This window comes from Rubrivirga sp. SAORIC476 (assembly GCF_002283555.1).
Classification (GTDB): domain Bacteria; phylum Bacteroidota; class Rhodothermia; order Rhodothermales; family Rubricoccaceae; genus Rubrivirga.
The window spans coordinates 2,006,048-2,032,842 of the sequence record NZ_MVOI01000003.1 but is presented as its reverse complement, the minus strand read 5'-3'; the positions used below and the strand labels follow the sequence as shown (position 1 = coordinate 2,032,842).

The 26,795-nt window shown below is 71.8% G+C and carries 23 protein-coding genes; 18 read left to right on the top strand and 5 right to left on the bottom strand.

What is annotated here, in order from left to right; genetic code table 11:
- Positions 1 to 203: 203 nt before the first annotated feature.
- On the top strand, positions 204 to 3,347 hold the full coding sequence (locus B1759_RS10245; RefSeq protein ID WP_095514910.1) for a BamA/TamA family outer membrane protein: 3,144 nt from the start codon (positions 204 to 206) through the stop codon (positions 3,345 to 3,347).
- Positions 3,348 to 3,442: 95 nt separating this feature from the next.
- Positions 3,443 to 5,095 carry a phosphoglucomutase (alpha-D-glucose-1,6-bisphosphate-dependent) gene (gene pgm, locus B1759_RS10240; protein WP_095514909.1) on the top strand — a complete coding sequence of 551 codons (1,653 nt, stop codon included), beginning with the start codon at positions 3,443 to 3,445 and terminating at the stop codon, positions 5,093 to 5,095.
- Positions 5,096 to 5,126: 31 nt separating this feature from the next.
- On the opposite strand, the gene B1759_RS10235 is transcribed toward pgm, so the two are convergent.
- Both B1759_RS10235 and ruvB read right to left on the bottom strand, forming a co-directional pair.
- Positions 5,127 to 6,020: a hypothetical protein gene (locus B1759_RS10235; protein WP_095514908.1), complete on the bottom strand. Its 894-nt coding sequence runs from the start codon at positions 6,018 to 6,020 to the stop codon at positions 5,127 to 5,129.
- Between the two features lie 102 nt (positions 6,021 to 6,122).
- Entirely contained in the window at positions 6,123 to 7,175 is a 1,053-nt protein-coding gene (gene ruvB / locus B1759_RS10230) for a Holliday junction branch migration DNA helicase RuvB (RefSeq protein WP_095514907.1), read from the bottom strand.
- Between the two features lie 121 nt (positions 7,176 to 7,296).
- Here ruvB and B1759_RS10225 point away from each other — a divergent pair, with 121 nt between their 5' ends.
- Positions 7,297 to 8,952, top strand: coding sequence for a sulfatase-like hydrolase/transferase (locus B1759_RS10225; RefSeq protein WP_095514906.1), 1,656 nt, complete (start codon positions 7,297 to 7,299; stop codon positions 8,950 to 8,952).
- A 197-nt stretch (positions 8,953 to 9,149) separates the two neighbouring features.
- Entirely contained in the window at positions 9,150 to 12,449 is a 3,300-nt protein-coding gene (locus tag B1759_RS10220) for a glycosyl hydrolase (RefSeq protein ID WP_095514905.1), read from the top strand.
- On the opposite strand, the gene B1759_RS10215 is transcribed toward B1759_RS10220, so the two are convergent.
- The 3 genes from B1759_RS10215 to B1759_RS10205 form a co-directional block, all read right to left on the bottom strand.
- Positions 12,386 to 12,775 carry a hypothetical protein gene (locus tag B1759_RS10215; RefSeq protein ID WP_095514904.1) on the bottom strand — a complete coding sequence of 130 codons (390 nt, stop codon included), beginning with the start codon at positions 12,773 to 12,775 and terminating at the stop codon, positions 12,386 to 12,388. The two genes, B1759_RS10220 and B1759_RS10215, sit on opposite strands and share 64 nt — an antisense overlap.
- 66 nt (positions 12,776 to 12,841) lie before the next feature.
- Positions 12,842 to 14,938, bottom strand: coding sequence for a serine/threonine-protein kinase (locus tag B1759_RS10210; protein WP_095514903.1), 2,097 nt, complete (start codon positions 14,936 to 14,938; stop codon positions 12,842 to 12,844).
- A gap of 56 nt (positions 14,939 to 14,994) precedes the next feature.
- A complete protein-coding gene (locus tag B1759_RS10205; protein ID WP_095514902.1) occupies positions 14,995 to 15,639 on the bottom strand; it encodes an ECF-type sigma factor in 645 nt (214 codons plus the stop codon).
- Between the two features lie 412 nt (positions 15,640 to 16,051).
- Here B1759_RS10205 and B1759_RS10200 point away from each other — a divergent pair, with 412 nt between their 5' ends.
- The 14 genes from B1759_RS10200 (at position 16,052) to B1759_RS19685 (ending at position 26,716) form a co-directional block, all read left to right on the top strand.
- Positions 16,052 to 17,227, top strand: a complete 1,176-nt coding sequence (locus B1759_RS10200) for a hypothetical protein (RefSeq protein ID WP_095514901.1) — start codon at positions 16,052 to 16,054, stop codon at positions 17,225 to 17,227.
- A 38-nt stretch (positions 17,228 to 17,265) separates the two neighbouring features.
- On the top strand, positions 17,266 to 17,838 hold the full coding sequence (locus B1759_RS10195) for a T9SS type A sorting domain-containing protein (protein WP_095514900.1): 573 nt from the start codon (positions 17,266 to 17,268) through the stop codon (positions 17,836 to 17,838).
- Positions 17,839 to 18,028: 190 nt separating this feature from the next.
- A complete protein-coding gene (locus tag B1759_RS10190) occupies positions 18,029 to 18,670 on the top strand; it encodes a DUF3109 family protein (protein WP_095514899.1) in 642 nt (213 codons plus the stop codon).
- A gap of 47 nt (positions 18,671 to 18,717) precedes the next feature.
- Complete coding sequence (gene rpoN, locus B1759_RS10185; RefSeq protein ID WP_095514898.1) at positions 18,718 to 20,214, top strand: RNA polymerase factor sigma-54; 1,497 nt, start codon at positions 18,718 to 18,720, stop codon at positions 20,212 to 20,214.
- 60 nt (positions 20,215 to 20,274) lie between these two features.
- A complete protein-coding gene (locus B1759_RS10180; RefSeq protein WP_095514897.1) occupies positions 20,275 to 20,655 on the top strand; it encodes a hypothetical protein in 381 nt (126 codons plus the stop codon).
- Between the two features lie 277 nt (positions 20,656 to 20,932).
- Positions 20,933 to 21,145: a hypothetical protein gene (locus B1759_RS10175; RefSeq protein ID WP_095514896.1), complete on the top strand. Its 213-nt coding sequence runs from the start codon at positions 20,933 to 20,935 to the stop codon at positions 21,143 to 21,145.
- 25 nt (positions 21,146 to 21,170) lie between these two features.
- Positions 21,171 to 21,320, top strand: a complete 150-nt coding sequence (locus B1759_RS19695; protein WP_158225207.1) for a hypothetical protein — start codon at positions 21,171 to 21,173, stop codon at positions 21,318 to 21,320.
- Between the two features lie 214 nt (positions 21,321 to 21,534).
- Entirely contained in the window at positions 21,535 to 21,885 is a 351-nt protein-coding gene (locus B1759_RS10170) for a hypothetical protein (protein ID WP_095514895.1), read from the top strand.
- Positions 21,886 to 22,002: 117 nt separating this feature from the next.
- Entirely contained in the window at positions 22,003 to 22,734 is a 732-nt protein-coding gene (locus tag B1759_RS10165; protein WP_143537335.1) for a sensor histidine kinase, read from the top strand.
- Between the two features lie 25 nt (positions 22,735 to 22,759).
- Positions 22,760 to 23,377: a response regulator transcription factor gene (locus B1759_RS10160; protein WP_095514893.1), complete on the top strand. Its 618-nt coding sequence runs from the start codon at positions 22,760 to 22,762 to the stop codon at positions 23,375 to 23,377.
- 21 nt (positions 23,378 to 23,398) lie between these two features.
- On the top strand, positions 23,399 to 24,517 hold the full coding sequence (locus B1759_RS10155) for a sensor histidine kinase (protein ID WP_095514892.1): 1,119 nt from the start codon (positions 23,399 to 23,401) through the stop codon (positions 24,515 to 24,517).
- Between the two features lie 289 nt (positions 24,518 to 24,806).
- Complete coding sequence (locus B1759_RS19690; protein WP_158225206.1) at positions 24,807 to 24,971, top strand: hypothetical protein; 165 nt, start codon at positions 24,807 to 24,809, stop codon at positions 24,969 to 24,971.
- Between the two features lie 29 nt (positions 24,972 to 25,000).
- Positions 25,001 to 26,140: a sigma 54-interacting transcriptional regulator gene (locus B1759_RS10150; RefSeq protein WP_095514891.1), complete on the top strand. Its 1,140-nt coding sequence runs from the start codon at positions 25,001 to 25,003 to the stop codon at positions 26,138 to 26,140.
- Positions 26,141 to 26,344: 204 nt separating this feature from the next.
- Positions 26,345 to 26,716 carry a hypothetical protein gene (locus B1759_RS19685; RefSeq protein WP_095514890.1) on the top strand — a complete coding sequence of 124 codons (372 nt, stop codon included), beginning with the start codon at positions 26,345 to 26,347 and terminating at the stop codon, positions 26,714 to 26,716.
- The last annotated feature ends 79 nt before the right edge of the window (positions 26,717 to 26,795 follow it).

Here is a 26,795-nt window from a genome sequence, read left to right as displayed (position 1 = left end):
GCACGCGCACGCGTATGATATAGGGTCACGGTGACACCGCTTTGTCACAGCACAGAGGCCTCGCCTTTCCCCGTTCGCCTCAATGCCGCGGTGGCCTCGGCCGTCGGCCATTCCACAGTTCCTGGCTCCCGGCAGGCAAGGCGCCGAGACCCGGCCCGTTCCGGCAGCGGCCTACCTTCCCCTCCCCCCTCGGACGCCCCTCGATGCCCCGCCTCTCGCCCCTCCTCGTCCTGCTGGTCCTCACCGCCGCCGCGCCGTCCGCGCAGGTCGGCTTCGGGGCGTTCAACGGGCGCAACCACCCCGAGGTCGACTGGCAGGTGGCGGCGACCGAGCACTTCGAGATCGTGTACCCGGCCCACCTCGCCGGCATTGAGGCCGAGGCCGCCGCGGTCGCCGAGGCGACCTATGACGCCCTCACGGTCACCTTCTCCGCCGACTCGACCGCGCTCACCTTCGACGACCCGATCCGGATCTACCTCTCCGACGAGGACGAGATCGCCAATGGCATCGCCTTCAACGTCGGGTCGAGCGGGTTCACCACCATCTGGGTCCACGTCAACGACACGGCCGACATCTGGACGGGCGACGTGAAGTGGCTCCGCAAGGTGATCGCGCACGAGGTGGCCCACCTGATCCACTACCGTGCCGTCCGCGGCAACCTGGGGCTGCTGGACCTCTTCTTCGGCGACCCGCTGCCCAGCTTCTGGACCGAGGGCCTGGCGCAGTACGCCACCGAGCGCTGGGACGCGCAGCGCGGCGACCGCTGGCTGCGGACCGCCACCTTCGAGGACCGTCTCAACTACAACGACGGCACGAGCCCCCAGAACGGGCGCCTCCGCTACGCCGTCGGCAACAGCCAGGTGCGGTACCTCGCCCAGTCGCGCGGGGACTCGACGATCGCCCAGATCCTCGCCCACCGCAAGCCGGTGCTCCTCGGCCTCGGGAGCGTCCACGACTTCTCGACGGCCTTCCGTGCCGTCACGGGCGAGAGCTACGGGACCTTCAACGAGGAGTGGCGCAAGCACGTCAACGTCTACTACAACACGCAGGCGGGGCAGATGGAGCGGCTGGACTCACTCGACACCCAGCCCTTCGGCCTGCCGGGGCAGGTCGTCTACGACGTCGCCTTCAGCCCGGACACGGCGCGCGTCGCGGCCGTCGTCCTGCCCAGCCTGACGCGACCGGTCCGCCGCCTGATCGCGGTGCCGAACCCCGGCGCCGACAGCACGCGCACGGGCGGCCTCCGCATCCTGGCCGAGGGCGCCATCACGGGGCCGATCTCGTGGAGCCCCGACGGCACGCAGATCGCCTTCGCGCGGACGCGCCGTGGGGCAAACGGCTCGCTGCTCAACGACCTCTACCTCGTCCGCTCGACCGGCGGCGGGATGCGGAGGCTGACCACCGACCGCCGCGCCGTCTCCCCCACGTTCGCGCCCGACGGCCGCCGCCTCGCCTTCGTCGGCGTCGACGGCCCGACGGCCAACCTGTTCGAGTTGGACCTGGAGACGATGCGGGAGCGCCCGCTGACCGCCTTCACCGGCGACGTGCAGATCCCGACGGCGCGCTGGTCCCCCGATGGCGCTCGCATCGCGCTTTCCCTGTTCGACGCCGAGGGAGTGAGGGACCTCGCCACCGTCGACCTGGCGACCGGTGAGGTGGTCCGCCTCGGCACCGACCCGGACACCCCCCGCACCGAGCGCGACGACCGCCTCCCCGTCTGGAATGCCGCGGGCGACTCGCTGGCCTTCACGTCGCTGCGCGACCGAGCGCCCAACGCGTTCGTGGCGCGGACGGGGCACCCCGTGACGCCGGAGGTCACACCAGAGAGGGCCGCCTTCATGGACTCGCTCCGCGCGAGCGCCCCGGCTCGCGTCCTCATGGGCGGCGTGCTCGGGGCTGCGACGCCGCCCGACACCCGCGTCACCTTCCTGTACGACGGCGCCACCGTCCACGACTGGCTGCCGCCGGACAGCCTGCACCCGGCCGGCCGGCTGGTGCTCGTGTCGAGCGAGACCAAGCGCCGCGACCGCGTCTTCGTCGTCGACGCCCGGCGGCGGCCGACCGTCGTGACCGACACGGTGAGGGTGCCCCCGGCCTATGCCGCCTGGACCACGCACCGACCGGAGCTCACCGTCCCGGACGCCATCGCGCCCGACCCGTCGCTCATCCGCGAGCGGCGCGCCTACAACTCGCTGGCGAACCTCACGCACGCCGTCACGATCGCGCTGCCCTACGGCGACCCCGGCGAGGACGGCGAGCTGTTCACGGCCGACGACGACTGGGGCGCATTCGCCAACTCGCTCTTTCTCGAACCGCTCGGCAAGCACCAGCTGGCGGTGCTCGCGGGCGTCTCCGTCACCCGGCCCATCGACAAGTCGTTCCTCGTCCTGTCGTACGTCAACCAGCAGTTCGCGCCGACGCTGGCGCTCGACCTGTACCGCTTCCCGTCGCCCGCGAGCGTCTACGGCTCGGACCTGCTCGTGGAGGACCTGACCGGCGGCGACGTCTCGGCGACGCTCCCGGTGGACGTGATCGACCGGCCGTACACGACCACGCTGCTCGGCGCCCGGGTCCGCTACGCCTACGCGAGCCCTCTCGCCCTCGACCGCTTCGACGACGTCGAGACGACCGGCCTCGGCGTCCCCGAGGCGGGCACGCGGTTCGACGTGCAGGTCGGCGCCGCCTATAAGTTTCAGCGTCCGTACCGGTGGAACGGCCTCACGCCGCTCGACGGCACCGGCCTGCGGGCGCGCGTCACGGCGGGCGTCCCCGCGCTCGGCGGCGACACGTTCCTCCGGCCCGACGTGCTCGGCTACCACGTCCAGCCGGTCGGCCTGGGCCAGACGCGCCTCTACCTGAAGGGCCGCGCGACGGCGCTCGTCGGCGAGACGCTGGCCCAGGACTACGTCGGTCTGGCGCGCTACGACGACATCGACCTGCAGGTCCCGCTGGTGGGCGCGCTGACGCTGGGCGACGCCGAGCGCGTGCGCGGCTACCGCAGCTACGCCGTCGGCACGCGGGCGCTGTTCGGCTCTGCCGAGCTGCGGATGCCGATCCTGTTCGACCTCCAGACGACCGTCCTCGGGCTGGCCCGCTTCGGCCCCGTCGCCCCGTCCCTCTTCGCCGACGCCGGGCTGGTCTGGACGGGGGCCGACTTCGACAACGCCGCGCGCCGCGTCGGCGTGGGTGCCGAGGTGGCCAACCTCGTCTCGCTCGGGGGCTTCGAGTTCCGCCACGCGCTCGGCCTCGCGATCCCCGCCTCCCGCCTCGATGAGGTCTGGAACGGAACGCTGCCCTTCGACGACGTGGATGTCACCTACCGCATCCAGGCCGCCGTGCCGTTCTAGCGCGACTCACGGAGCCCGCTCGCGATCACACACCGACCCGACCTCGCCGCCCCTCCCCGCCTCGGTGTAGACTTCGGCACCCCTCCCCTCGCCCGATGTCCATCGACCCGCTCGCCGGCCAGCCCGTCCCGCCGTCCCGCCTGCCCGACGTGCCCCGCATCGTCGCGGCCTACTACACGACCACGCCCGACCCCGAGGACCCCGCCCAGCGCGTCGCCTTCGGCACCTCCGGCCACCGCGGCCGATCCCTGGACGGTGCGTTTACCGAGGCCCACGTGCTCGCCATCAGCCAGGCCCTCGTCGAGCACCGCGCCGAGGCGGGCATCGACGGGCCGATGGTCGTCGGCTACGACTCCCACGCGCTCTCCTACCCCGCCTTCGGGACCGCGCTGGAGGTCTTCGCGGCCCACGGCGTCGACGTAATCGTGCAGGCGGGCGGCGGCGTCACGCCCACGCCCGCCGTCTCGCACGCCATCCTGGCCCACAACCGCGGCCGCACGACCGGGCTGGCCGACGGCGTCGTCATCACGCCGAGCCACAACCCGCCCGAGGACGGCGGCTTCAAGTACAACCCCACCTCCGGCGGCCCCGCGGGCGGCGACGTCACCGGCCCCGTCCAGGCCCGCGCCAACGAGATCCTCGCAACCAGCCTCGCCGACGTCAAGCGCATCCCGCTGGCCCGCGCCCTCGCCGCCGACACCACCCACGCCCGCGACCTCGTCCAGCCCTACGTGGACGACCTCGGCGCCATCCTGGACCTGGACGCCGTCCGCGACGCGGGCGTCCGCATCGGCGTCGACCCGCTCGGCGGCGCGAGCATCGACTACTGGCCGCGCATCGCCGAGCGCTACGGCCTCGACCTGGAGGTCGTCAACGAGCGCGTCGACGCCACGTTCGGCTTCATGCGCATCGACCGCGACGGCAAGATCCGGATGGACTGCTCGTCGCCGTACGCCATGGCCGGGCTGGTCGAGTTGAAGGACCGCTTCGACGTCGCCGTCGGCTGCGACCCCGACGCCGACCGCCACGGCATCGTGGCCCCGAGCGTCGGCCTGATGAACCCCAACCACTACCTCGCGGTCGCCGTCGAGTACCTCGTCCAGCACCGTCCCGACTGGCCCGCCGAGGCGGCCATTGGCAAGACGCTCGTGTCGTCGTCCATGATCGACCGCGTCGTGGCCTCGCTCGGGCGGACGCTCGCCGAGGTGCCCGTCGGCTTCAAGTGGTTCGTCGACGGCCTCGTCTCCGGCACGATGGCGTTCGGCGGCGAGGAGAGCGCCGGTGCTTCGTTCCTCCGAAAGAACGGCGGCACGTGGACGACCGACAAGGACGGCATCCTGCTGGCGCTCCTCGCGGCCGAGATCACGGCCGTCACCGGGACGGACCCCGGCGAGCGCTACGCCGATCTCGAAGCGCGCTTCGGCAGTCCGGTCTACGCCCGCATCGACGCGCCTGCCAGCCGCGCCCAGAAGGCCGTCCTCGCCGACCTCTCGCCTTCGGCCATCACCGCGGGCTCGCTCGCGGGCGACGCCGTGACGGCCATCCTGACGCGCGCGCCGGGCAACGACGCGCCCATCGGCGGCCTCAAGGTGCAGACCGAGGCCGGCTGGTTCGCCGCCCGCCCCTCGGGCACCGAGGATGTCTACAAGATCTACGCGGAGAGCTTCCGCGGCCCCGACCACCTCGCCCAGTTCCAGGCTGAAGCCCAAGACCTCGTCTCGGCCGCCTTCGCGGACGCAGGCGTGTAGCCCCGCCTCGGTACCGAAGCGGGCGGAGCCGTCAGTCGAGCCACAGCACGCGCGGATCCTCGGCCACGCGCACGCGCTGCCCGACGAGGTCCGCCGGGCGGTAGACCGCCGGGAAGAGCCGCCCCGTGGCCCCATCCCCCAGCCGGACACCGTCGAGCCCGCCAACGGTGACCGTCCGCGACGCCCGCCCGAGGCGCACCGTGAGCGAGTAGGCGTAGGCATCCCCCTCCCCTACCGCGACGACCTCGCCGGGCACCCCCTCCGGCCGACCGCCCCAGAACGGGTCCTGTCGGCGCGTCTCGGCCCGACGGTCCGCCAGCCACGCGACCGGCCCGCCGCGCTCCTGGCGGAAGTCGTAGAGCATCCGACGCGAGCGGATCGGCAGGCTCGTGACAGGGACGAGCCCGTCATGGCCGAGGGTGAATGGGCGCCCGACGAAGTAGAAGCCTCTCCCCCGGCGCCCGCTCGGGTCCTCAGCGTCCTGCCAGTCGGTGGCCCAGTAAACCGTCTCGCCGCGCCACGTCGCGAACGGCGCCCCCTCGCCCCCGATGTCGCGTGCCTCGAAGCGGACCGTCGGCGCCGAGGCCTCGTCCGGGAGGACGGCCAGCGTCCACGTCTCCACGGCGATCCCGTTCGAAACCGCCGTCCGCAGCGCGACCACCAGCCCCGCGCCGTCCCCGAGACGGACCCGGAACGCGCGGAGGTCGGACTGTGCGCTCAGCGACTCGGTAGCCCAACCGACCACCCCATCGCTTCGTCGGACCTCGATCCGCCCGTCGCCGTCCGCCCCCACCGACCGCCAGCACACGCGCTCGGCGGCACGCTCGACACACAGGTCGCGCCCCTCCCGCGCCGCCTCGGTGAACGGCTGGACCGGCTGGGCCGCGACCGCCAGCGGAAGGAGGAGCAGGAGAAGCGCGCGCATGACCGGGCCTGGACGGACCGCAAGCAACACCACGCCCGTGCGCCCCGCCTCCCCTCTTCCGGCGACTCCGCCTCGGCCCGCCACCGGACCGAGGCGAGCGGATCAGCCGATCAGTTCGTCGAAGATGTCGGACTGCTTGAGCGGCGGCGCCACGTCGAAGTGGTCGTAGGCCCGTCGGGTCGCGACGCGGCCCCGCGGCGTCCGCGCCATGAAGCCCTCCTGGATCAGGTACGGCTCGTAGACCTCCTCCACCGTCCCGGCGTCCTCCCCGACGGCGACCGCGATGGTGCTCACGCCCACCGGCCCGCCGTCGAACTTCTCCATGAGCGCGAGCAGGATGCGGGCGTCCATCTCGTCGAGCCCCGCCTCGTCCACGTCGAGCGCGTTGAGCGCGTGGTCCGCCACGCGGCGGGAGATGCGTCCGTCGCCCGGCCCTGCATCGGTCTCCACCTCGGCGAAGTCGCGCGTCCGGCGGAGGAGCTTGTTGGCGATGCGCGGCGTGCCGCGGCTGCGGCGCGCGATCTCGTAGGCGCCCTCGTCGTCGATCTCGACGCCCATCAGGCCCGAACTGCGGAGCACGATGCTGTGGAGCGTGTCCACGTCGTAGTAGTCGTACCGGAAGTCGACCCCGAAGCGGGCGCGCAGCGGCGCCGTGAGGAGGCCCTTCCGCGTCGTCGCGCCGATCAACGTGAACGGCGGCAGCGCGATCCGGACGCTCCGCGCCGACGGCCCGGAGTCGATCAGGATGTCGATCGCATAGTCCTCCATCGCCGAGTACAGGTACTCCTCCACGACCGGCGACAGCCGGTGGATCTCGTCGATGAACAGCACGTCGCCCTCGTTGAGGTTCGTCAGCAGGCCCGCGATGTTGGCGGGCTTGTCGAGCGCCGGGCCGGACGTGCTCTTGACCTCGGAGCCCATCTCCTCGGCGATGATGTACGCCAGGGTCGTCTTCCCGAGGCCGGGCGGGCCGGAGAGGATCACGTGGTCCAGCGCCTCGCCGCGCTGCAGCGCCGCCGTAATGAACACACGCAGGTTCTCCTTGATCTTCTGCTGGCCGATGAAGTCGTCGAGGGCGCGGGGCCGGAGGGCCTTCTCGAGATCGGCGTCGGGGGCCGAGGTCGGCGCGGAGGCGTCGCGGGGAGCGGAGGTCATGGATCAGAGGTCGGTTTTCCAGAAGGTACCGGCAGGGGGTGACAAGGCGCGTCACCCTCTGCCTCGGGATTGAGGAGGGGCAGACGAGCGCCTGTAGCTTCGGCCCCTCTTCCCTCTCGCCATGCCGACCCGCCTCCTGACCGGCCTCGTGGGCGTCCTCCTGGCGTCGGCCTCGCTCGCAGCGCAGCCCAACGTGGTCCTCATCGTGGCCGACGACCTCGGCTTCGGCGACGTCGGCTACAACGGCGCCGAGATCGCCACGCCCCACCTCGACCAACTCGCGGCCGAGGGCATCGTGCTGGACCGCTTCTACACGTCGCCGCTCTGCTCGCCGTCGCGCGCCGGGCTCCTCACCGGCCGCTACGGCCTCCGCATGGGCATCGCCGAGCCCGTCACGATGGCCGACACCGTCGGCCTGCCCCAGGCCGAGACGACCCTCGCCGAGGCCCTCCAGGGCGCCGGCTACGAGACCGCCATGGTCGGCAAGTGGCACCTCGGCGACGCCTGCCACCAGCACCCCCGCGCCCACGGGTTCGACTCGTTCCTCGGCGCCGTCAGCGGCGGCGTCCAGTACTGGACCCGGCAGACGAGCGAGGGCCTCGACTGGTGGCGCGGCTACACGCCGGAGGTGACCGAGGGCTACACCACCGAGATCATCGCCGCCGAGGCCGTCGACATCCTGTCTCGACCACGCGACGGGCCGCTGTTCCTCTACCTGCCGTTCACCGCTCCCCACACGCCGCTGCAGGCGCCCGCGGCGGACCTGGCGCTCTACGACCACCTGCCGGAGCCGCGCCGGACGTACGCGGCGATGGTGACGAACCTGGACCGGGGCATCGGGCAGATCATGGACGTCGTGCGCGCGTCGAGCGAGCCGACGCTGGTGTGGTTCCTCTCGGACAACGGGGCCGTTCAGGCGCTCGGCGGCGACAACAGCGGGCTCCGTGGCCGGAAGGGCCAGACGTGGGAGGGGGCCATCCGGGTGCCGTCGGTGGTGTGGTACCCCGCCTGGGGCACGCGCACGATCCAGCACCCGGTGTGGTACCTCGACGTGCTGCCGACGGTGCTGGCGCTGGCGCCGGGCGCGACGCCCCCCACGCTCCCGCTCGACGGCGCTGATCAGTCCGCACTCCTCGCCGGAGCGCCGCCTTCCCCGGCGCACCTCGACCGCCGCCTCTACTCGTACCGCCGGATCGCCGGTGACGGGTACTGGCTCGGCGCGCAGACCGCGGACTGGAAGTACCACGAGCACATCACGTCGGAGCGCGTGCGGATGTACTTCTACGGGATCGGCCCGGACCCGGTCGAGACGGTCCGCTGGCTCCAGCCCGCCGTGCCCGGCCTGGAGCGTCAGCTGGCGGCGGAGGCGTACGCGTTCGCCGCGCTGACGCCCCCGTGGGCATCCAGCGACACCACGCTCACGCAACCCACCGTCCCGGACCTCTCGGAGTGCCCGGCCGCTCCGACGTGGTCCCATGCAGCGCCTCAGAGGCGCTCCGCCCCCGCCGCCGTCACGGAGGTCGTGCTCTCGCCTCCTGCGCCGACGCCGTCGGCGGGACGCGTGCGGGTGTCGTTCGCAGTCCCCGAGGCGACCTCGGTCCACCTCACGGTGCTCGACACCCGAGGCCGGCAGGTCGCCGTTCTCGCCGACGGCCCGGTCGCCGCCGGCTGGCACCGGGCGACGCTGGACGGCGACGCGCTGGCAGCGGGCGTGTACGTGGTGCGGCTGGAGGCGGCGGGGACCGTCGCCACGCGGCAGGCCGTGATCGTGCGCTGACACTCTGGGCACGCTCCGTCTCCGCACGGCTCCGGACCTGCGCCCCACCGCCTCGGGGACACCGGGCGACCCACGGAGAGGTCGAGGTGGGGCGATCCACGAGAACCCGGGGAGGGAACAGAAATCCTGAAAGCCTTTTCAGACTTCATCTACATTGGGCACATGCCGAGAGGCTCCCCGCTCCTCCCCACACGCCGATGCCTCTCCGCCCCCGTCTCCACGCTGCGCGCCTCCGCGCGCCTCTCTGCACACTCCTGGTCAGCGTCCTCGCCCTCGCGGCCCAGGCTCAGCCCGTCCAAGTCGGCCTGGGGAGCTACAGCACGACGCTGCCGTCCGGCGAGATCGGCCCTCAGAATGCGGCGGGCCAGTCGGCCGTCCCGAAGCGCACAGCCGACATCGGGCTGCCGGTCCAGTCCAACGACTGGTGGAGCAGCCTCACCTACCCGTTCTTCGGCGACCCGTACTCGAACATCCTCTACGCGCACCCGATCAACGCGCGGGCGACTGCGGCAGGCCTCCAGATCGGGACCACGACCGAGCCGGTCTTCGTCGCCGCGGACTACCTCTACCCGTTCGCCGCGCAGCTGACGGTCGGCGTCGAGGGCCTCGCGGCCAGCCGCGCCGAGACCGCCGGCTACGGCGACTGGACGGTGACGGCCCGCTGGACCGACGGGCCGCGCACGATGGAGGCGACGCTCGGGCACGGCCTGCCGTACGTCTTCTTCGAGATGACCGGCGGCCGGGCCGTCCTCACGCCTGCCCAGACCCCGACGATCTGGTCCAACAGCGGCGGCGTGCTGGGCCTGACCGTTGCCGGGCGGCACTACGGCGTCTTCGCCCCGCCCGGCGCGGTGTGGACGGGCACGAACCCGCTCGTCTCGACGCTCGACGGCCAGGGCACCGTCTCCGTCGCCCTCCTGCCCGACGCCCAGCCCGGGACGCTGGAGCTGTTCCGCCGCCACGCCTACGCCTTCGTCACCGACAGCCGGGTCGACTGGACGTACGACGAGCCGAGCGCGCGACTCACCGCCACGTACACCCTCGACACCGAGCTGAAGGGCAGCGACCCGACGACGGTCAACGAAACGATGACGGCGCTGTACCGCCACCAGTGGCGCCACATGGAGGTCCCGACGACCGGCCTCACGTATGCGTCGCCCCGCGGCGAGATGCGGCTCATCGAGGCGGGCTCCTTCTCGACCGAGCAGCCCTTCACGGGCGTCCTCCCCGCCCTGCCCGACCGCGGCGCCGCCAACCCGGCCGACCTGCTCGCGCTCGTGCAGCAGGCGGCGCAGGAGCCGCTGCCCGCCGGGCCGAGCTACGAGAACGGCAAGGCGATGAGCCGCGTCGCCCACCTCGTCCACATCGCCGACCAGCTCGGCGCGACGGCCGAGCGGGACCACTTCCTGTCGCTGCTCAAGACGCGCTTGGAGGACTGGTTCACGGTGGGCGGGGCGCAGGAATACTCGTACAACGCCACCTGGGACGTGCTGACGGGCTACCCGTCCGGCTTCGGGGCCGACAACCAGATCAACGACCACCACTTCCACGCGAGCTACGCCATCCAGAGCGCCGCCACCATCGCTCGCTTCGATCCCGCGTGGGCCGCGCAGGAGGCCTGGGGCGGCATGGTCAACCTGCTCGTGAAGGACGCCAACAACTGGGACCGCGACGACGAGCGCTTCCCCTTCCTCCGCACCTACGACGCCTACGCCGGGCACTCGTGGGCGGCCGGCCACGGCGACTTCGCCGAGGGCAACAACCAGGAGTCCAGTTCCGAGTCGATGAACTTCGCCTCGGCGGTCGTCCTCTGGGGCGAGGCCACCGGCCAGACCGAGATCCGCGACCTCGGCATCTACCTCTACACCACCGAGGCGGCCGCGGTGGACCAGTACTGGTTCGACGTGGACGACGCCGTCTTCCCGGCCAGCTACCCGCACGTCGCCATCGGGATGGTGTGGGGCGGCAAGGGCGTCCACTCGACGTGGTTCGGTGGCGACCCCGAGTTCATCCACGGCATCAACATCCTGCCCGTCACCAGCGGGTCGCTCTACCTCGGCCACCACCCGGACTTCGTCACGGCCAACTACGACGAGATCGTGGCCGAGCGCGGCGGTCCGCCTGCGGTCTGGAAGGACGTGCTGTGGCAGTACCTCGCGCTCAGCGACCCGTCGCGCGCGCTGGCGGCCTACCTCGCCGACCCCGGTTACGAGCCGTTCGACGGCGAGTCACGCGCCCACACCATGCACTGGCTCTACACCGTCAAGAAGATGGGCCGCGTGGAGCCCGGCATCACGGCCGACGTGCCCACCTTCGCCGTCTTCCGCGATGGCGACGACCTGACGTACATCGCCTACAACGCGGGCGCCGCCGACCGGCTGGTGACCTTCTCGGACGGCTACACGATGACCGTCGCCCCGAGCGAGCTGCGGTCGGAGAGCACGGCCACCGAGAACCCCGATGCGCCGGTCGCCCTCCTCCGCGCGAGCGCGACGACGGGCAAGGCGCCACTCACCGTCACCTTCGAGGGCAGCCGCAGCTTCGACCCCAACGACGACGCGCTCGCCTTCGCCTGGGACTTCGGCGACGGCCGCACCAGCACCGAGGCGGACACGACCGTCGTCTTCACCGACCTCGGCGAGCGCTGGGTCTCCCTCGCCGTCACCGACGCGCAGGGCTTCACCGCGCGCGACAGCGTCCGGGTCACCGTGCTCGGCAACGGCACGCCCTACGGCGGCACCCCGCCGATGATGCCGGGCACCATCGAGGCCGAGGACTACGACCTCGGCGGCGAGGGCATCGCCTACCACGACGTCGACGCGAACAACATCGGCCTCGCGTACCGGCCGTCGGAAGGCGTCGACATCGAGGGCGCCAGCACGCACGGGTTCGACGTGTACTGGATCACCGCGGGCGAGTGGTTGGAGTACACCTTCGAGGTCCCCGCGGACGGGCTCTACACGATCACCCCGTACCTCTCCACGGTGCCCGGCTTCGGCACGTTCCGGCTGCTGGTCGACAACGTAGACGTGAGCGGCGAGCGCGCCGTGCCCGGCACGGGCGGGTGGCAGTCCTGGCAGCCGTTCGCCGTCACCAACGTGCCCATCGAGGCGGGCGTCCACATCCTGCGCGTCGAGGCCGACTCGGACTCGGACGCGACGGGCTGGCTCTTCAGCCTCAACTGGATCGAGTTCGAGGCGAACCCGGTGAACGCGGAGGACGGCACGGCGCCGCCCCGCCTCGACCTCCGCCAGAATGCCCCCAACCCGGTCTCGGCGACCACGCGGATCGACTTCGCAGTCCCCACCGCCGGGCCGGTCGCGCTGGAGGTGTTCGACGCCGTCGGCCGCCGCGTCGCCGTCCTCGCCGACGGACCGCACGTGCCGGGCACGTACACCGTCCCGTTCGACACGACCTCTCTGCCGAGCGGGGTCTACCTGTACCGCCTCACCACCCCCGACGGCGCGCTGACGAGGCGCATGGCGGTGCTCCGGTAGCCCGCCTCGGGACCGAGGCGGCCGGGGTCGGGGGCCTGACCGCCGCTCGCGGATGGCTCCTCCCCGGCAGCCTCGTCGCTCCACCCATCGAACAGGACGGTCAGAGGCGAGGTACCGAGGAACCCGGCCGATGCGCCGGACTCGGTCGCCTCGTCGGCCGCGAGCAACGAGGCGACGGCGTCGCGGAGGGCGACGTCGGGGGCGCCGGTGGAGGTCTGGCAGGCGGTCGCGAGGAACGCCTCGCGGTCGGCGGGCGCGAGGTCGACGGCAACATCGAAGAGCCGCTTGATCTCGCCCCAGCGGACGGAGTCGACGGGTGGGGTCATGTCCGTTCGTGCGTCGAACGGCGACCGCGAGGATCATCGTCGGCCGCGCGAAGGCGGCCGCGCCCGCTACCGGCCCACCGAGTCGCGCATCGCGAGCAGGTCGGTCAGGTTGGCCCGCGCGTAGGTGAGGAACGGATGGTCTCGCCCGAGCGCCGTCTCGCCGATGGCAACGGATCGCTCCTGGTCGACCACGGCCCGCGCGAAGTCACGCCGGTGCTGGTGGATGGCGACGCGCGAGTTGAGCGCGAACGCCACGTAGGGATGGTCCGCCCCGCGCGTCTCGATGCAGAGCGCGATGGCCTCGTCTAGGATCAGTTCCGCCTCGTCGAACCGCTCCAGGTCGATCAGGATCAGGCCGAGGTTGTTGAGGTTGACACCGAGGTCGACCCGGGCCTCCTCGGAGTCGTCGGCGCGGCGCCCCGCGATCACCTCCCGGATCACGCGCACGGCCTCCTCCAGCTCCCCGGTGTCCGACAGGATGAGCCCGATGGTGTTGAGGATGGCCAGCCGCTCGCTCTCGCCAGGCCGGGCGTAGAGCGAGTCCAGCCGTAGCGCCTCGCGCGCGAACCGGTCGGCCTGCGGGTACGCCTCCTTGCGGTACTGGAGGTTGGCGAGTTCCAGGAGCGCGTCGCGGTGCCCGAGCGGGTCCTCGCCGGTCGCTTCGAACAGGCCGAGCGCGTCGCGCAGGGCGGGCTCGGAGGCGTCGTACAGCCCCACGGCGCGGTAGACACGGCCGATGGTGCCGAGCATCTGCGCGAGCACGAGCGGCTCCTGGGCGAGGTCGGCGCGGGCCTTCGCGGCCCCGGCATCGAGCAACTCGCGGGCCGAGAGCGAGTCCGGGTTGCTGGCGCCCGTCGGGTCCGACCCCGCGAAGATGCCCTCCAGGAAGTCGGCCGTCCGCTCGGCGCGCGTGGCGGACCGTTCGGCGCGGTCGCGCTCGGCGGCCAGGCGGCTCGTGTAGAACGCCGTCGCGCCGATGGCCAGCAGCGTCACCAGCACGGTCGTCGCGACGCCGACGCGGTGGCGCCCCACGAAGCGCCGCGCGCGGTAGCCGACCGTCGGCGTGCGCGCCACCACCGGGTCGCCCCGCTGGAAGCGCCGGAGGTCGGCGCCGAGGTCCTCGGCGGCACCGTACCGCCGGGCCGGGTCCTTGGCGAGCGCCTTCATCACGATCGTGTCGAGGTCGCCACGGAGCGCGCGCCGACGGGCCTCCCGGGTGACCGTCGACGGCAGCGGCGGCTGCGCGTCGCGTACCGCCGCCACGATGCCGCTCAGGGTCGCGCGTTGGATGGCGTAGGGCCGCGTACCTGCCAGCAACTCGTACAGCAACACCCCGAGCGCGTACACGTCGGTGGCCGTCGTGATCGGCTCCCCGGTGACCTGCTCCGGCGCCGCGTACTCGGGCGTCAGCATCGGGAGCGCCGTCTCGACGCTCGCCTCCACCTCGGTGGCCTCGTCGAGCAGGCGAGCGATGCCGAAGTCGAGCAGCTTCACGTCGCCCTCCTCCGTCACGAACACGTTCGACGGCTTCAGGTCCCGATGGACGACGAGGTGCCGGTGCGCGTAGCCGACCGCGTCGCAGACCTGGAGGAAGAGCGCGATCCGCGCATCCAGCGAGAGGTCGTGGGCGTCGGCGTAGGCCGTGAGTGGCTCTCCCTCGACGTACTCCATGACGAGGTACGGCACCCCCTGCGCCGTGACTCCGCCGTCGAGGAGGCGCGCGATGCCGGGGTGCTTCAGGCGGGCCAGGATCTGGCGCTCGCGCACGAACAGGCGGACGCGCTCGCCCGCGACGAGGCCCAACCGCTTCAGCGCCGCGGCCTGCCTGTAGGCCCCGTCGGCCCGCTCCACGAGGTCGACGCGCCCCATCCCGCCTCGTCCGATCTCGCGCACGACGCGCCACGCCCCGACCCGCTCGCCCGTCACCGCGGCGTCGGAGACGAGCGCGGCGGCGTGGTCGGTGTCCATCCCCTCGCCGAAGAGGTCCGCCGTCGTGTCCGCCGCGAGCAGGCTCTCGACCTCGGCCCGAAGGTGAGTGTCCAGGTGGCCGTCGGCGGACCGGCAGAGGCGGTCGAGCGCGTCCGCGCGGGCGTCGGGCGGGAGGTCGGCGACGGCGTCGAACACGTCGCCGACGCGCGCCCAGTCAGTAGAGTCAGGCCGCATCGAGAGAACCAGGAGAGGGGATCATCCTTCCCTCCGTCGGCGCAGCCGGTGCGGTGTCAGCCCGGTCGCGTGGGGTCCGGCTCGGCGTCCGACCCATCATCCAGGGCCCGGTGCAGCCACGCCTTGGCGCGACGCCAGTCGCGCTTGGCGGTCGCGACGCTGATGTCGAGCGCGGCGGCCGTCTCGTCGAACGAGAGCCCGCCGAAGTAGCGGCACTCGATCACCCGCGCCGCCCGCTCGTCCAGGGCCGCCAGCCCGTGGAGCGCCGTGTCGATGTCGATGAGCCGGGCCGCGAAGTTGTCGAGGTCGGCGGAGTCGTCGGCCACGCCCCCGACCGCGGTCAGGCTCAGGGGCGAGGCCTCGCCGCCGCGCTTGGCCGCGTGCCGCCGCCGGGCGTGGTCCACGAGCACGTTCCGCATCGCCCGCGCCGCCGACGCGAACACGTAGGCGCGATCCGGCACCAGGTCCTGCCCGGCCATCCGGAGGTAGGCCTCGTGGACGAGCGCCGTCGTCTGGAAGCTGCCCACGTCGTAGCGCCGCCGCTGCGCGCGCGCGATGTCGCGGAGTTCCTCGTAGACGACCGGCATCAGCCGCTCCACGAGCGCCTCGGCCGCCGTCTCCCCCGCGACGACCTCCTGGAGGAGTGCCGTCACCGCGCCGACGCGGTCCTCGTGGTGGGCAGAGGAGGCCGAAGAGAGCATTAGGGTAGACGCAGGGTACCGGAAACTAGGACCCGACGTCCACCGAAACCCGTGGCGATCGTTTCGAACGGAAGGGGACCACCGGCCCCGCCCCGAGGACCCCGGACGCTGGCGCACCGACAACCGCGTGCCGGGCTGCGACCGTTCGCCGGGCCGCGGTAGAAACGGACCTCACGGTCGACTGACAGCGACGGAACACCGCGAATGGACAAGTCCACTTCCTGCCTTCGTAAGCCCCACTTCGGAGGCTACGGAATCTCCTTAGGACGCAGCGGCTACCGCACCCCCTCCGAGTGACCTACGTGATCGACACAAACATCCTGTTATGATCGAAACAGAAACAATGAGTCAAAAAATAGACTTTCCCTCTCCCGCGCACCATCGCGCCCCTTCCTCCTCTCCCGCTTTTCTCATGCGTCTCCTTGCCACCCTCGCCCTCGCGCTCGTTCTGACGACCGCCGTGCACGCCCAGGTCACCTTCCTCGACGAAGTCCGCATCGAGGACGGCCTCCGCGTCGGCGACCACGCGGCCCCGACGGCCCTCGTGGACATCATCAAGAACACCACCGGCGGCCTGTCTCCCTTCGCCATCACCCGCACCAACGGCGGCAACCAGAACAACCGGTTCCGCTTCTCGATCACGGGCAACTCGGGCGGCGTCGCGCCCGGCTCCCTGTACCTCATCGCGGATCAGAACGACGGCGACTTCGCGGTCGTGACCGACCAGAGCTCGCTCGACCCGCAGTTCCTCGTCCGCTCCACCGGCGTCGTCGGGCAGCGCCAGACCGGCACCTTCGGCAGCCTCGCCTTCGGCAACCAGTGGGTCGCCACCGGCGTCGCGCCGTTCCCGTTCGGCGGCGAGGCCACCAACCCGTACGGCATCCGCATCCAGGACGACAGCGACTTCGCCCTCTTCCAGCTCGTCGAGCGAGCCAGCCCGGGCAAGGAGACGACCGCGGGCAACAAGGACGCCGAGATCGCCTGGGGCGATGACACCGACGACCGCCTCAACTTCGTCTTCGTCGACGCCCAGAACACCCGGACGCAGGTGGCGCAGTTCTCCGTCACCTCCTTCTCCGACCGGTTCGCCGAAGACGGCTCGCCCGCGTCCACCGGCGTGTTCTCGGTCCAGGGCGACATCCGGAGCGACGCCCTCGAACTCCGGGGTGGCAGCGACATCGCCGAGCCCTTCATGATCGCCGACTCGCCCATTCTCGCGCCGGGCATGGTGGTCGCCATCGACCCCGACGTGCCGGGCGCGCTCCGCGTGGCCGACCGTGCCTATGACCGCACCGTCGCGGGCATCGTCAGCGGCGCCGGCGGCATCCGCCCCGGCCTCACCCTTCGCCAGGACGGCACCATCGCCGACGGCGACCACCCGGTCGCGCTCACGGGTCGCGTCTACGCCTACGCCGACGCCTCCAACGGGCCCATCCGCCCCGGCGACCTCCTCACCACCTCGGACACGCCCGGCCACGCCCAGCGCGTCACCGACTCGGCCCAGTCCCAGGGCGCCGTGCTCGGCAAGGCCATGACGTCCCTCGACGAGGGCACCGGCCTGGTGCTCGTGCTCGTCACGCTCCAGTGAGCCGCCGTCGCCCCCCGTCCCTCCTGCCCCCTCGTGTCATGACCCGTTTCCTTCTCCTGCTGGCGCTCGTCGCCGGCAGCGCCACTGCGCAGACCGCCCGCACCGACTCCCGCGACGGGCCACTCCGCGACGGCCCGCTCCGCGTCACCTCGCTCGACTCACCGATGCTCCTCGCCGCCGACGGCGCCGAGGTCTGGGTCGCCGCCGGGACCTACAGCGTGGCCCGCCTCGACGCCCCGATGCGGCTGGTCGCCGACGGCGGCCCGGTCCGCCTCACCGGCCTCGCCGGGCCGGTCCTCGCCGCGGCGCCGACGCGCGCGTCCGCCACGGCCGCCGAGACCGCGCTCGACGCCGCGTTCCCGAACCCGTTCTCCCGGACGGCGACGGTCCCGCTCACGCTCGCCCAGGCCGCCGAGGTCGACGTCCGCGTCGTGGACGTGCTCGGCCGCGAGGTCGCCCGGCTGGCGCAGGGCGCGCGCGACGCGGGCACCTACCCGCTCACGCTCGCTGCCGACGCACTCGCCAACGGCGTCTACGTCGTCGTCGCCGAGATCCGCCCGGCGTCCGGCGACACGGTTCGCTTCACGCAGCGCATCACGCTCGCCCGCTGACGCGGCCCCGCAGGCACCGCCACGGGGCGGGGGACCCCGGTCTCCCGCCCCGTTCGCATTTCTCCCTTCTCGGTGTCGGTGCGAACACCAGTCTTCCCTGCCTCGGCCCGGTGTCGGCCCAGCCCCGACATTCGCCTGCCCCCGGCGTTTTCCGTTGACCGCAGACCGTGCCAGCCCCTACGTTGGCGTCATGTTTGCAGTCGACCACGTTCTCGTCTCCGACGCCCTCCTCGACGCGCCCTTCGCGTGCCACCTGGGCTCCTGCTTCGGCGCGTGCTGCGTCCACGGCGACCGCGGCGCCCCCGTCGACGCCGACGAGCGACAGGCCCTCGAGGACGCCCTCCCGGTCGTCGAGCACAAGCTCCGGCCCGAGGCCCGCGCCGAGATCGCCCGCAAGGGCGTCTGGGAAGGCGACGAGCGCTCCGGCTACCACACCACCACGGTCCGCAATCGCGAGTGCGTGTTCGTGGTCTACGACGGCGGTGCCCAGTCGGCCGTCGCCAAGTGCTCCCTCCAGCAGGCCTTCTGGGACGGCAAGATCGGCTTCGAGAAGCCCGTCTCGTGCCACCTCTACCCCGTCCGCATCGAGACCTTCGGCGAGGGCGCCGACGCCGTCGACGTGATCAACTACGAGCGGATCTCGCTCTGCGACTCCGCCGTCCCCCACGGCCGACGCACCGGCGTCCAACTCGCCGACTTCCTGGATCGCCCCCTCACCCGCAAGTACGGCGCCGACTGGGTGGCCCGCTTTCGCGACACGCTCCAGCAGCGCCGCGAGGACGTGGGCATCGGCCCGCAAGACCCCGCCCCGGCCCCCGCCACCGCCTCTTAAACGGCCCCCGCGTCCCCCCGATACCCCCCGGGTCGCCCGTCCCTCCGATGCTCAATCTCCACCAGAAACAAAGCCTCCAGCAGAAGCTCTCGCCGCAGCAGATCCAGTACATCAAGCTGCTGCAACTGCCCACGCTCGCGCTCGAACAGCGCATCAAGGCCGAGATGGAGGCCAACCCGCTCCTGGAGGAAGGCGAGGAGGAAGACGATCTCCAGCTCGACAACGCCGACGAGCCCACCGACGACGGCTCCAACGACGACCGCGACGACGACCTCCCCTCGGACGACCCCCAGAACTCCTCCGACGACGAGTTCGACTGGGACGAATTCCTCAACGCCCCCGACGACCTCTACGGCTACAAGGCCGAGGTCGACCGCTCCGCCGAGGAGGACGAGCGCGAGACCCCCATGGCCGCCATGTCGTCGCTCGCCGAGGGCCTCCGCGACCAGGTCGGCCTGCTGGACCTGACCGACACCGAAGAACTCGTCGCCGACCAGATCATCGGCTCCATCGACGAGGACGGCTACCTGCGGCGCCCCGTCGAGTCGATCCTCGACGATGTCATGTTCAACTACGGCGTCGTCCTCACCGAGGCCGACGTCGAGCGCGTGCTCTCCAAGATCCAGCGCCTCGACCCGGTCGGCATCGCCGCACGCGACCTCCGCGAGTGCCTCCTCGTCCAGCTCGACATGATGGGCAACGAGGTCGACGGCCGCGAGAACGCCATCGACATGCTCCGGGACTGCTACAAGGCGTTCACGATGAAGCACTTCGATGCCATCCAGCGCAAGCTCGGCATCGACGAGTACGACCTCAAGGAGGCCTTCGACCTCGTCCGCAGCCTCGACCCGAAGCCCGGCGAGGGTGACTTCGCCGTCCAGACCAACTACATCACGCCCGACTTCACCGTCGAGCGCGACGGCGAGGACTTCCGCATCTCGCTCAACGGCCGCAACGCCCCCGAGCTGCGCGTGTCCCGGCACTACCGGAACATGTGGAACGACCTCGCGGCCAAGAAGACCAAGGGCGACCCGAAGGCGCGCGAGACGAAGGACTTCCTCAAGACCCGCATGGAGTCCGCGCGGTGGTTCATCAACTCCATCCAGCAGCGCCGCAACACGCTCCTGAAGGTGATGGAGGCCATCGTGGAGGTGCAGCACGAGTTCTTCGAGCACGGCGAGGGCAACCTCAAGCCGATGATCCTGAAGGACATCGCGGACATCATCAAGATGGACATCTCGACGGTGTCGCGCGTCGTCAACGGCAAGTACGTCCAGACCGAGTACGGCGTCTACGAGCTGAAGCACTTCTTCAGCGAGGGCATCACCGGCGACGACGGCGAGGAGGTCTCCAACAAGGAGGTCAAGGCGCTCCTGGAGCGGATCGTCGGCAAGGAGGACAAGACCAAGCCCCACAGCGACCAGAAGCTGGCCGACCTGCTGGCGGGCGAGGGCTACCCCATCGCCCGGCGCACGGTGACGAAGTACCGCGAGCAGCTCAACATCCCGGTGGCGCGGCTCCGGCGGCAGATCGTGCTGGCGTAGAACGTGGAGCATGGTGCGGCGGAGAGCGTTCTCACGCCCACGCCCTACGCACGAGGCCCCATGCCCTCCCCCACCCCCGACGATGTCCGCGTGGCCGTCGACCGCGCGCTGGCCCGGCTGGCGCCCGAGGCGGCCGCAGAGGCCCCGCGTGCGATGGCGGTCGCGCTCGCGCTCGCGGAGGGGATCTCGGCCGAGGCCGCCCTGGCCCGGTGCGGCGTGGAGGTCCCCCCGGCACGGCCCCAGGCGGTCGCGTTCGTGCTGCTGCCCCCGGGCGCGCTGTTCTGGTGGCAGGGCGTCCGCTACCGCAAGGTGCCCGCGCGCGCGTCGCGGTCGATGGTGCCGGGCACGCCCAACGCCTACCCCGTCGCAGGCGGCGACGGCCGCTGGATCGCGCCCGACCAGCGCGTCGACCGCGTCGCCACGACCCTGCGCGCCGCGTAGCGCCACCTCGGGGCGTCCGTGGAGGGCCCGAGGCGAGGCCACTAGCACCCGGGCTCTAGCCCGCGCGACGAGATAGAGCCGGAGCGCCACGGCACCGGGCCGGGCACCGGTGAAGGGGCGGTGGAGCGGGCGGGCACGGTCGTTGGACAAGTGAGGGCGGGCCGGCTCCCGCCGGTCCGCCTCCCGCGATGTCGACCACGGACACAGCGGGCTTGCTGCCCACCGTCTCGCGACGCTCGGGCGGCGAGCCTCGTCCGTCCCCTGCCCTCTCCCGACCGTGACTCCCCAGCCTGCTGGCTCCACCGAGAGCTACCGAACCACCGCGTGTCGGCTCGCCGACGCGATCCACGAGACCGCTCTGGGCTCGGTATCCCTCGACCCGGATGCCCTCGACGCCGTCGTCGGGGGGAGCCTCGTCTCGGATGAGGTCTACCGGGCCGCGGCCGACTTCCTCGTGGACTGGCGCGCGGACTCCTCCGCGTCTGCCTGACCTCCCAACATCGACCCCTGATCCCATGAGCACGACCAACAACGAGACCCCCGACACCTTCGACCCCAACGAACTGGACGACAGCCAGCTCGAGGACGTCGCCGGTGGCGCCGACGGGGACTGGACCTGGACCCCCGACGACCCCTGGACCCCCGACGGCGACCCGGTCGCCTAGCCCCGATCCCGTTCCGCTCTGAAGACGGGCGGTCTGCATGACGCCGGCCGCCCGTCTCGTCATTTCGCGCCTCTCGGCGCCCCCCGCCCGACAGAGCGACAGCCCTACCCGGCCGAGGGCGCCCTCTACTCGACCGGCCCCATCCCCTCCGCGGGCCCTCCTAGCCCCGCGGCACGGGGATTGAACCCCCTTTCGCACCCCTCCCTCCCTCCCGATGTCGAACGCCTTCAGTTCTCAGCGCCCGCTCCGCGAGCTCCTCTCGGCCGCAGCCACCGACCCGTCCCTCCGGCGTCGGATGAAGGCCCGCGCCCACACCGTCCTGGCCGACTGGGGCATCCGCGCCCCGGGCCGAACCGTGTACTTCGTGGAGCCCGGCGAGGCGCCCCTGGAAGGGCTCGACGGGGAAGCGTTCATCGAACTCCCGCACCCCGCGCCCGTCCTCAGCGACGACGCCCTCGACGCGGTTGCGGGCGGGTGGGATGAAGCCCGAGACCGCGCCGTCGCCGTCGTCGACCGCGCCATCGACGCCGTCGACTGGCGGGCCTCCGACCCGTGGGCGTTGTAGGACATCCTCTCAGCCTGCGGCCTCCGTCGCGGATCGCGCCCCAGACGGTGCGACGTTGACCAGGAAGCGATGCCGAGTGTCTTCCTCACGATCCTGGTCGCCGCCGGACTCCCTCTCGTGGCTCTTCTTCCCTGGCTGGTCGCGGCTCTAGTTGCGGGCTGGGTCTGCGCGCGGGCGGCGCGGCGAGCGCGCGAGGCAGACCGCCGGGCCCAGCAGGCCGAGCAGCAGGCCCGGCTCAGCCTCGCCCGGGCCGAGCGCGACCACCGGCGGCTCGCTGCGGTCCTTCACGACGGGCCCGTGCAGGACCTGCTGGCGCTCGGCATGGACGCCCGCGTCTCGACCCACCTCGGTCTCCCCGTGGCGCCCCCCGATGTCTCGGGCGTCGTGCAGCAACTCCGGGCGGTCAGCGAGGGCCTGCGCCCCCCCGCGCTCGGCCCGTTCGGGCTCGCCGCCGCCCTCACCGCCCACGTCGAGCGGTTCCGCGCGAACCACCCCGCCATCGCCGTCTCCCTGGACCTCGACGACGACGACCTGCCCGCCGAGACTCGGCTCGCGCTGTTCCGGATCGCACAGGAGGCCATCGGCAATGCCGCCCTGCACGGCCCTCCGCTCACCATCGACATCCGCCTGAGCACATTCACGGAGCGTGTGGAGTTCACTATTCGGGACGACGGCAACGGGTGGGAGGTCCCAGACGACATCGCGACCCTGGCCCAGACGGGGCGGTACGGTGTGTTCGGAATGCTCATGCAGGCCGAGTCGGTCGGGGCGTCACTCACGGTGCAGAGCGCCCCGGGAGAGACGGTGGTGCATATTTCCGCCCTCCCGACCCGACCGAATCAGGCGTAACCTCTGGCGGTACCCCAACGCCCCGATGCCCGTCTCCATCCGCGTCCTGATCGCCGACGACCATCCGGTGTGGAGGCGCGGCATCCGCGCACTGCTCGACGCCGAGGCCGACATTGAGGTCGTGGCCGAGGCGGCGGACGGCGAGGAGGCCATCCGCGCCATCCGTGCAGGAGGGCTCGACGTGGCGGTCCTGGACATGGAGATGCCCCGCCTGACCGGCGTGGACGTCTCTCGAACCGTCCGCGATGAGGGGCTGCCGGTCCGGGTCCTGGCCCTCTCGTCCTACGACGACGCCTCGTACGTGAGCGGGCTGCTGCAGAACGGAGCCTCGGGATACCTCACCAAGGACAAGCCGCCGTCGCTCATCATCGAAGCCGTTCGAGCCGTGGCCCGGGGCGAGGGCCGCTGGTTCGTCCAGCCGACGTCGAAGGACGACCCGGCCGCTGGGCTCTCGGAGCGCGAGTGCGAGGTGCTGGCGCTGCTGGCGCAGGGCAAGGCCAACGCCCAGATTGGCGAGACACTGTTCATCTCCGAGAACACGGTCCGCAACCACCTCGCCAACACGTATGCCAAGATCGGCGTCAGGACGGCGCGCGAGGCCGTCGCGTGGGCGTGGCGGAACGGGTTCCCCGGCGCCGAGTAACGCGGCCGAGCCCCACCGCGTGTGCTGAGCCTCTCCCGACTCGTCTTCGCTGTCTCGCTCGTCGCCGTGCCAGCGATGGCGCAGACGCCCCCGGCCCTCCGCGAGGCCCTCGCCTGGGATTCTTTCTACGTGATGGGGGCCGAGCGCCTGGGCACGTGGCGCTACCGGGCGCTCGACGCGGATGGCGCCGAGGGCTCCACCAGCCTCGGCAAGACCTGGATCGAGGTTGAGGACCCCTACGGCGGGCGCATCCTGATTCCGCAGTTCTACCAGCAGTCGATCCAGACGCGCGTGCAGGACGCGGTCGAGGGGCGGAGCCAGCGCGTCAACATCGACATCCCGCGCGCCACCTTCTACGTCCTGCTGGGGCTGCTCGGCGGGGCGGTCGTTCTGGTGGCGATACTGCCTCTCTACGTCTACCGCCGCCGCTACCTCAAGGAACTCGACAAGCGGCGGCAGCTTCAGGAGGCCAGGCGGCAACTGGCCGAGAGCCGCGAGGACGAACGCCGACAGCTGGCGCGCGAACTCCACGACGGCCCGCTCCAGGACCTCCACGCGCTTCGCATGCAGCTCGGCCTCGCCGCCGACGCGCTCGACGGCGACGCTGCCGCTCGGCCGCGTGTCCGCGGCGCGCAGGACGACGCCCACACCGTCGTCGAGGACCTCCGCCGCATCACCGAGGCGCTCCGCCCCCCCGCGCTTGGCCCGTTCGGGCTCTCCGCCGCCCTCTCCGCCCATGCCGACCGGTTCCGCCGACGGCACCCCGGCATCGAGGTCCGCCTCGCCCTCGCCCCCGACGGCCTCAAGCTCCCCGAGCCCATCCGCCTCGCACTGTTCCGGATCGCGCAGGAGGCCATGAACAACGCGGCCAAGCACGGGCCTCCGGCGACCCTCCGCCTCGAACTCGACCTGTCGGACGACGAGGTCTGCCTCATCATCGAGGACGACGGCCCCGGCCTCGGCGCCGTGACCGACTTCTCTGCCCTCGCCGCCGACGGCCACTTCGGGCTGCTCGGCATGCAGGAACGAGCCGACGCGGTGTCCGGGACGCTCCACGTGGCGAACCGCTCCGAAGGCGGCTTCCGCGTGCAGGTCTCGGTGCCGCGCGCCGAGGCCGTGGAGGAGGCGCCCGGGCGATAGAGGGAGAGACCCATCGCGAGATCGGGCCTCTCGCACGCGAGGGAGCGGGGCCCACCCCGCACTTCACGAGTCTCTTTTCCAGGACCGTCCCTCGGCCATAGACCGATCGACTAGTTCCGCTAGTCGCCTTGCGAGCACGACTCGTCTCCCTGATAGACATGCACGTAGCAGAGCCGACGGGCGAGCTTTGCAGAACGACCACCACGAAGGGTCAGAGTGTGCCTAGTAGAGAGTGGGCTCCACTACGCAAACTGTGGCTCCACCCCGCACCACTCCTTCCTCCCTGGCCATGTTCCTCCTCGCTGCCCTCGCCCTCTTCCTCGCCCCGACCCTCCCGGCCCAAGCTCTGTCGGCACCCGAGACCGGACCCGCGACGCAGGTCCAGGACGCCCTCGCCTCCGACGACCCCGACCAGAAGTGCATCATCATCATGGGCCATATCGTCTGCCTGTAACCCTCGCTTCTCTCCTGCACTCTGGTCCCATGCCTGCTCCTACCTCCGCCTGGCTCACGCCTCTCGCCTCCCGCATCGCGGCTCTGTCCGAAGCCATCTGGGGTCGCACCGGCGTCGTTCGCATGATCGGGACCTCGCCCGGCCTCCTCGCCGCCCAGACCCGGCTGGACCGGTTCGCCCGTGTCGACCGCCCCGTCCTTATCACGGGTGAGAGCGGCGTGGGCAAAGAACTGTTCGCCCGCGCCACGTACCTGCTGTCGCCGCGCACCGGGCGCGCGTTCGTGGGTGTCAACTGCGCCCAGTTCGTCGACGAGAACCTGCTCATCTCCGAGCTGTTCGGCCACAAGAAGGGCTCGTTCACGGGCGCCACCGAGGACCGGAAGGGCCTGTTCGAAGAAGCCGACGGCGGGGTGCTGTTCCTCGACGAAGTCGGCGAGCTGACGCCGCGCGCTCAGGCGGCCCTGCTGCGCGCCATCGGCGTGGGCGAGATCGTCCGCCTCGGCGAGTCGGCGGCCCGGCGCGTCGACGTGCGCGTCGTGGCGGCCACCAACCGCGACTTGCGTGCGATGGTGGCCGACGGCACGTTCCGCGAGGACCTGTACTACCGGCTGGCACCGCTCCGGCTGCACGTGCCCGCCCTCCGCGAGCGCGGCGACGACTGGCGGATGATCGCCGAGGCGTACCTCGCCCAGCTCTGCCGCCAGGCCGGCGCGGACCGCCTGCTGGGCGAGTCCGCCGTGCGTGCCCTGACAGGCTACCCGTGGCCGGGCAACGTCCGCGAAGTCCGCGGCCTGCTCGACACGGCCTTCTGCCTCTGCCTCGGCGACACCATCGAGGCAGCCGACGTGGAGCCCGAGCTCCGGGCCGATCCCGACGAACTCGACGAGCGCACGCTGGCGATGGCCGCGGGCGGCACCGGCGACCCCTACGCCCAGATGTCGCGCGGCCAGGGCTCCTTCTGGTCCGTCGTCCGGGATCCGTACCTGGACCGTGAGCTCAACCGCGACGAGGTCCGCCAGATCGTCGAGCGCGGGCTCTCCGAGGCAGGCGGCAGCTACAAGCGCGCCCTCCGGGCCTTCGGGCTGCCCGAGGCGGAGTACCTCAAGTTCATGGACTTCCTCCGCCACCACCGCCTCAAGCCTGAGCGGTACCGGCGGAACGCGGCCTGAGGCCCGCGCCAGTAGAGCCTCCGGCCCGACAAGCCGAACCCGGGCTCTACCCTCCGGCCCCCCGACGGGCACAGGAGGTCCTGAAGCCCTTCACGGCCTCTTGGCACAGCCCTTGGAGCTCTCGTGGCAGACCCCAGAGGCGGCCTTCGCAGCCTCGACGGTCTCTCAAACCGAAACACCCTTTCACACCGAACACAGACTCCAATGGCTAACCAGAAGCCCACCGTGGCCCCCGACCGCATCATCGAGCGCCTCGTCCTCCGCGCCACGACCGACGACGCCCTGAAGGCACGCCTCATCAACGACCCGGCTGCCGACCTCCACGAGGCGTTCGCCTCCGCCGGCTACCCGGCCGACCAGCTCCCGTCGATCACGTTCGTCAGCGCCGACCTCGGCGTCGCGAGCGGCGAGAACGTCGTGGTGATCCCGGACGAGGCTCCGGCCGAGGCCGAGCTCTCGGAGGCGGACCTCGAGGCCGTCGCGGGCGGCGTCCAGGCCGAGTCCGAGTCCTGGATCTGCACGTTCACCTGCGACTGCTTCAAGAGCTGGGCCGCGGTCTGCATCGAGACGACGTAAGGGCACCCCTTCCAGGACGCCCATGAGGTGCCCGCCGGCCCGCGCCGTGCGGGCACCTTTCGCATTCCCCCTCCCCCCT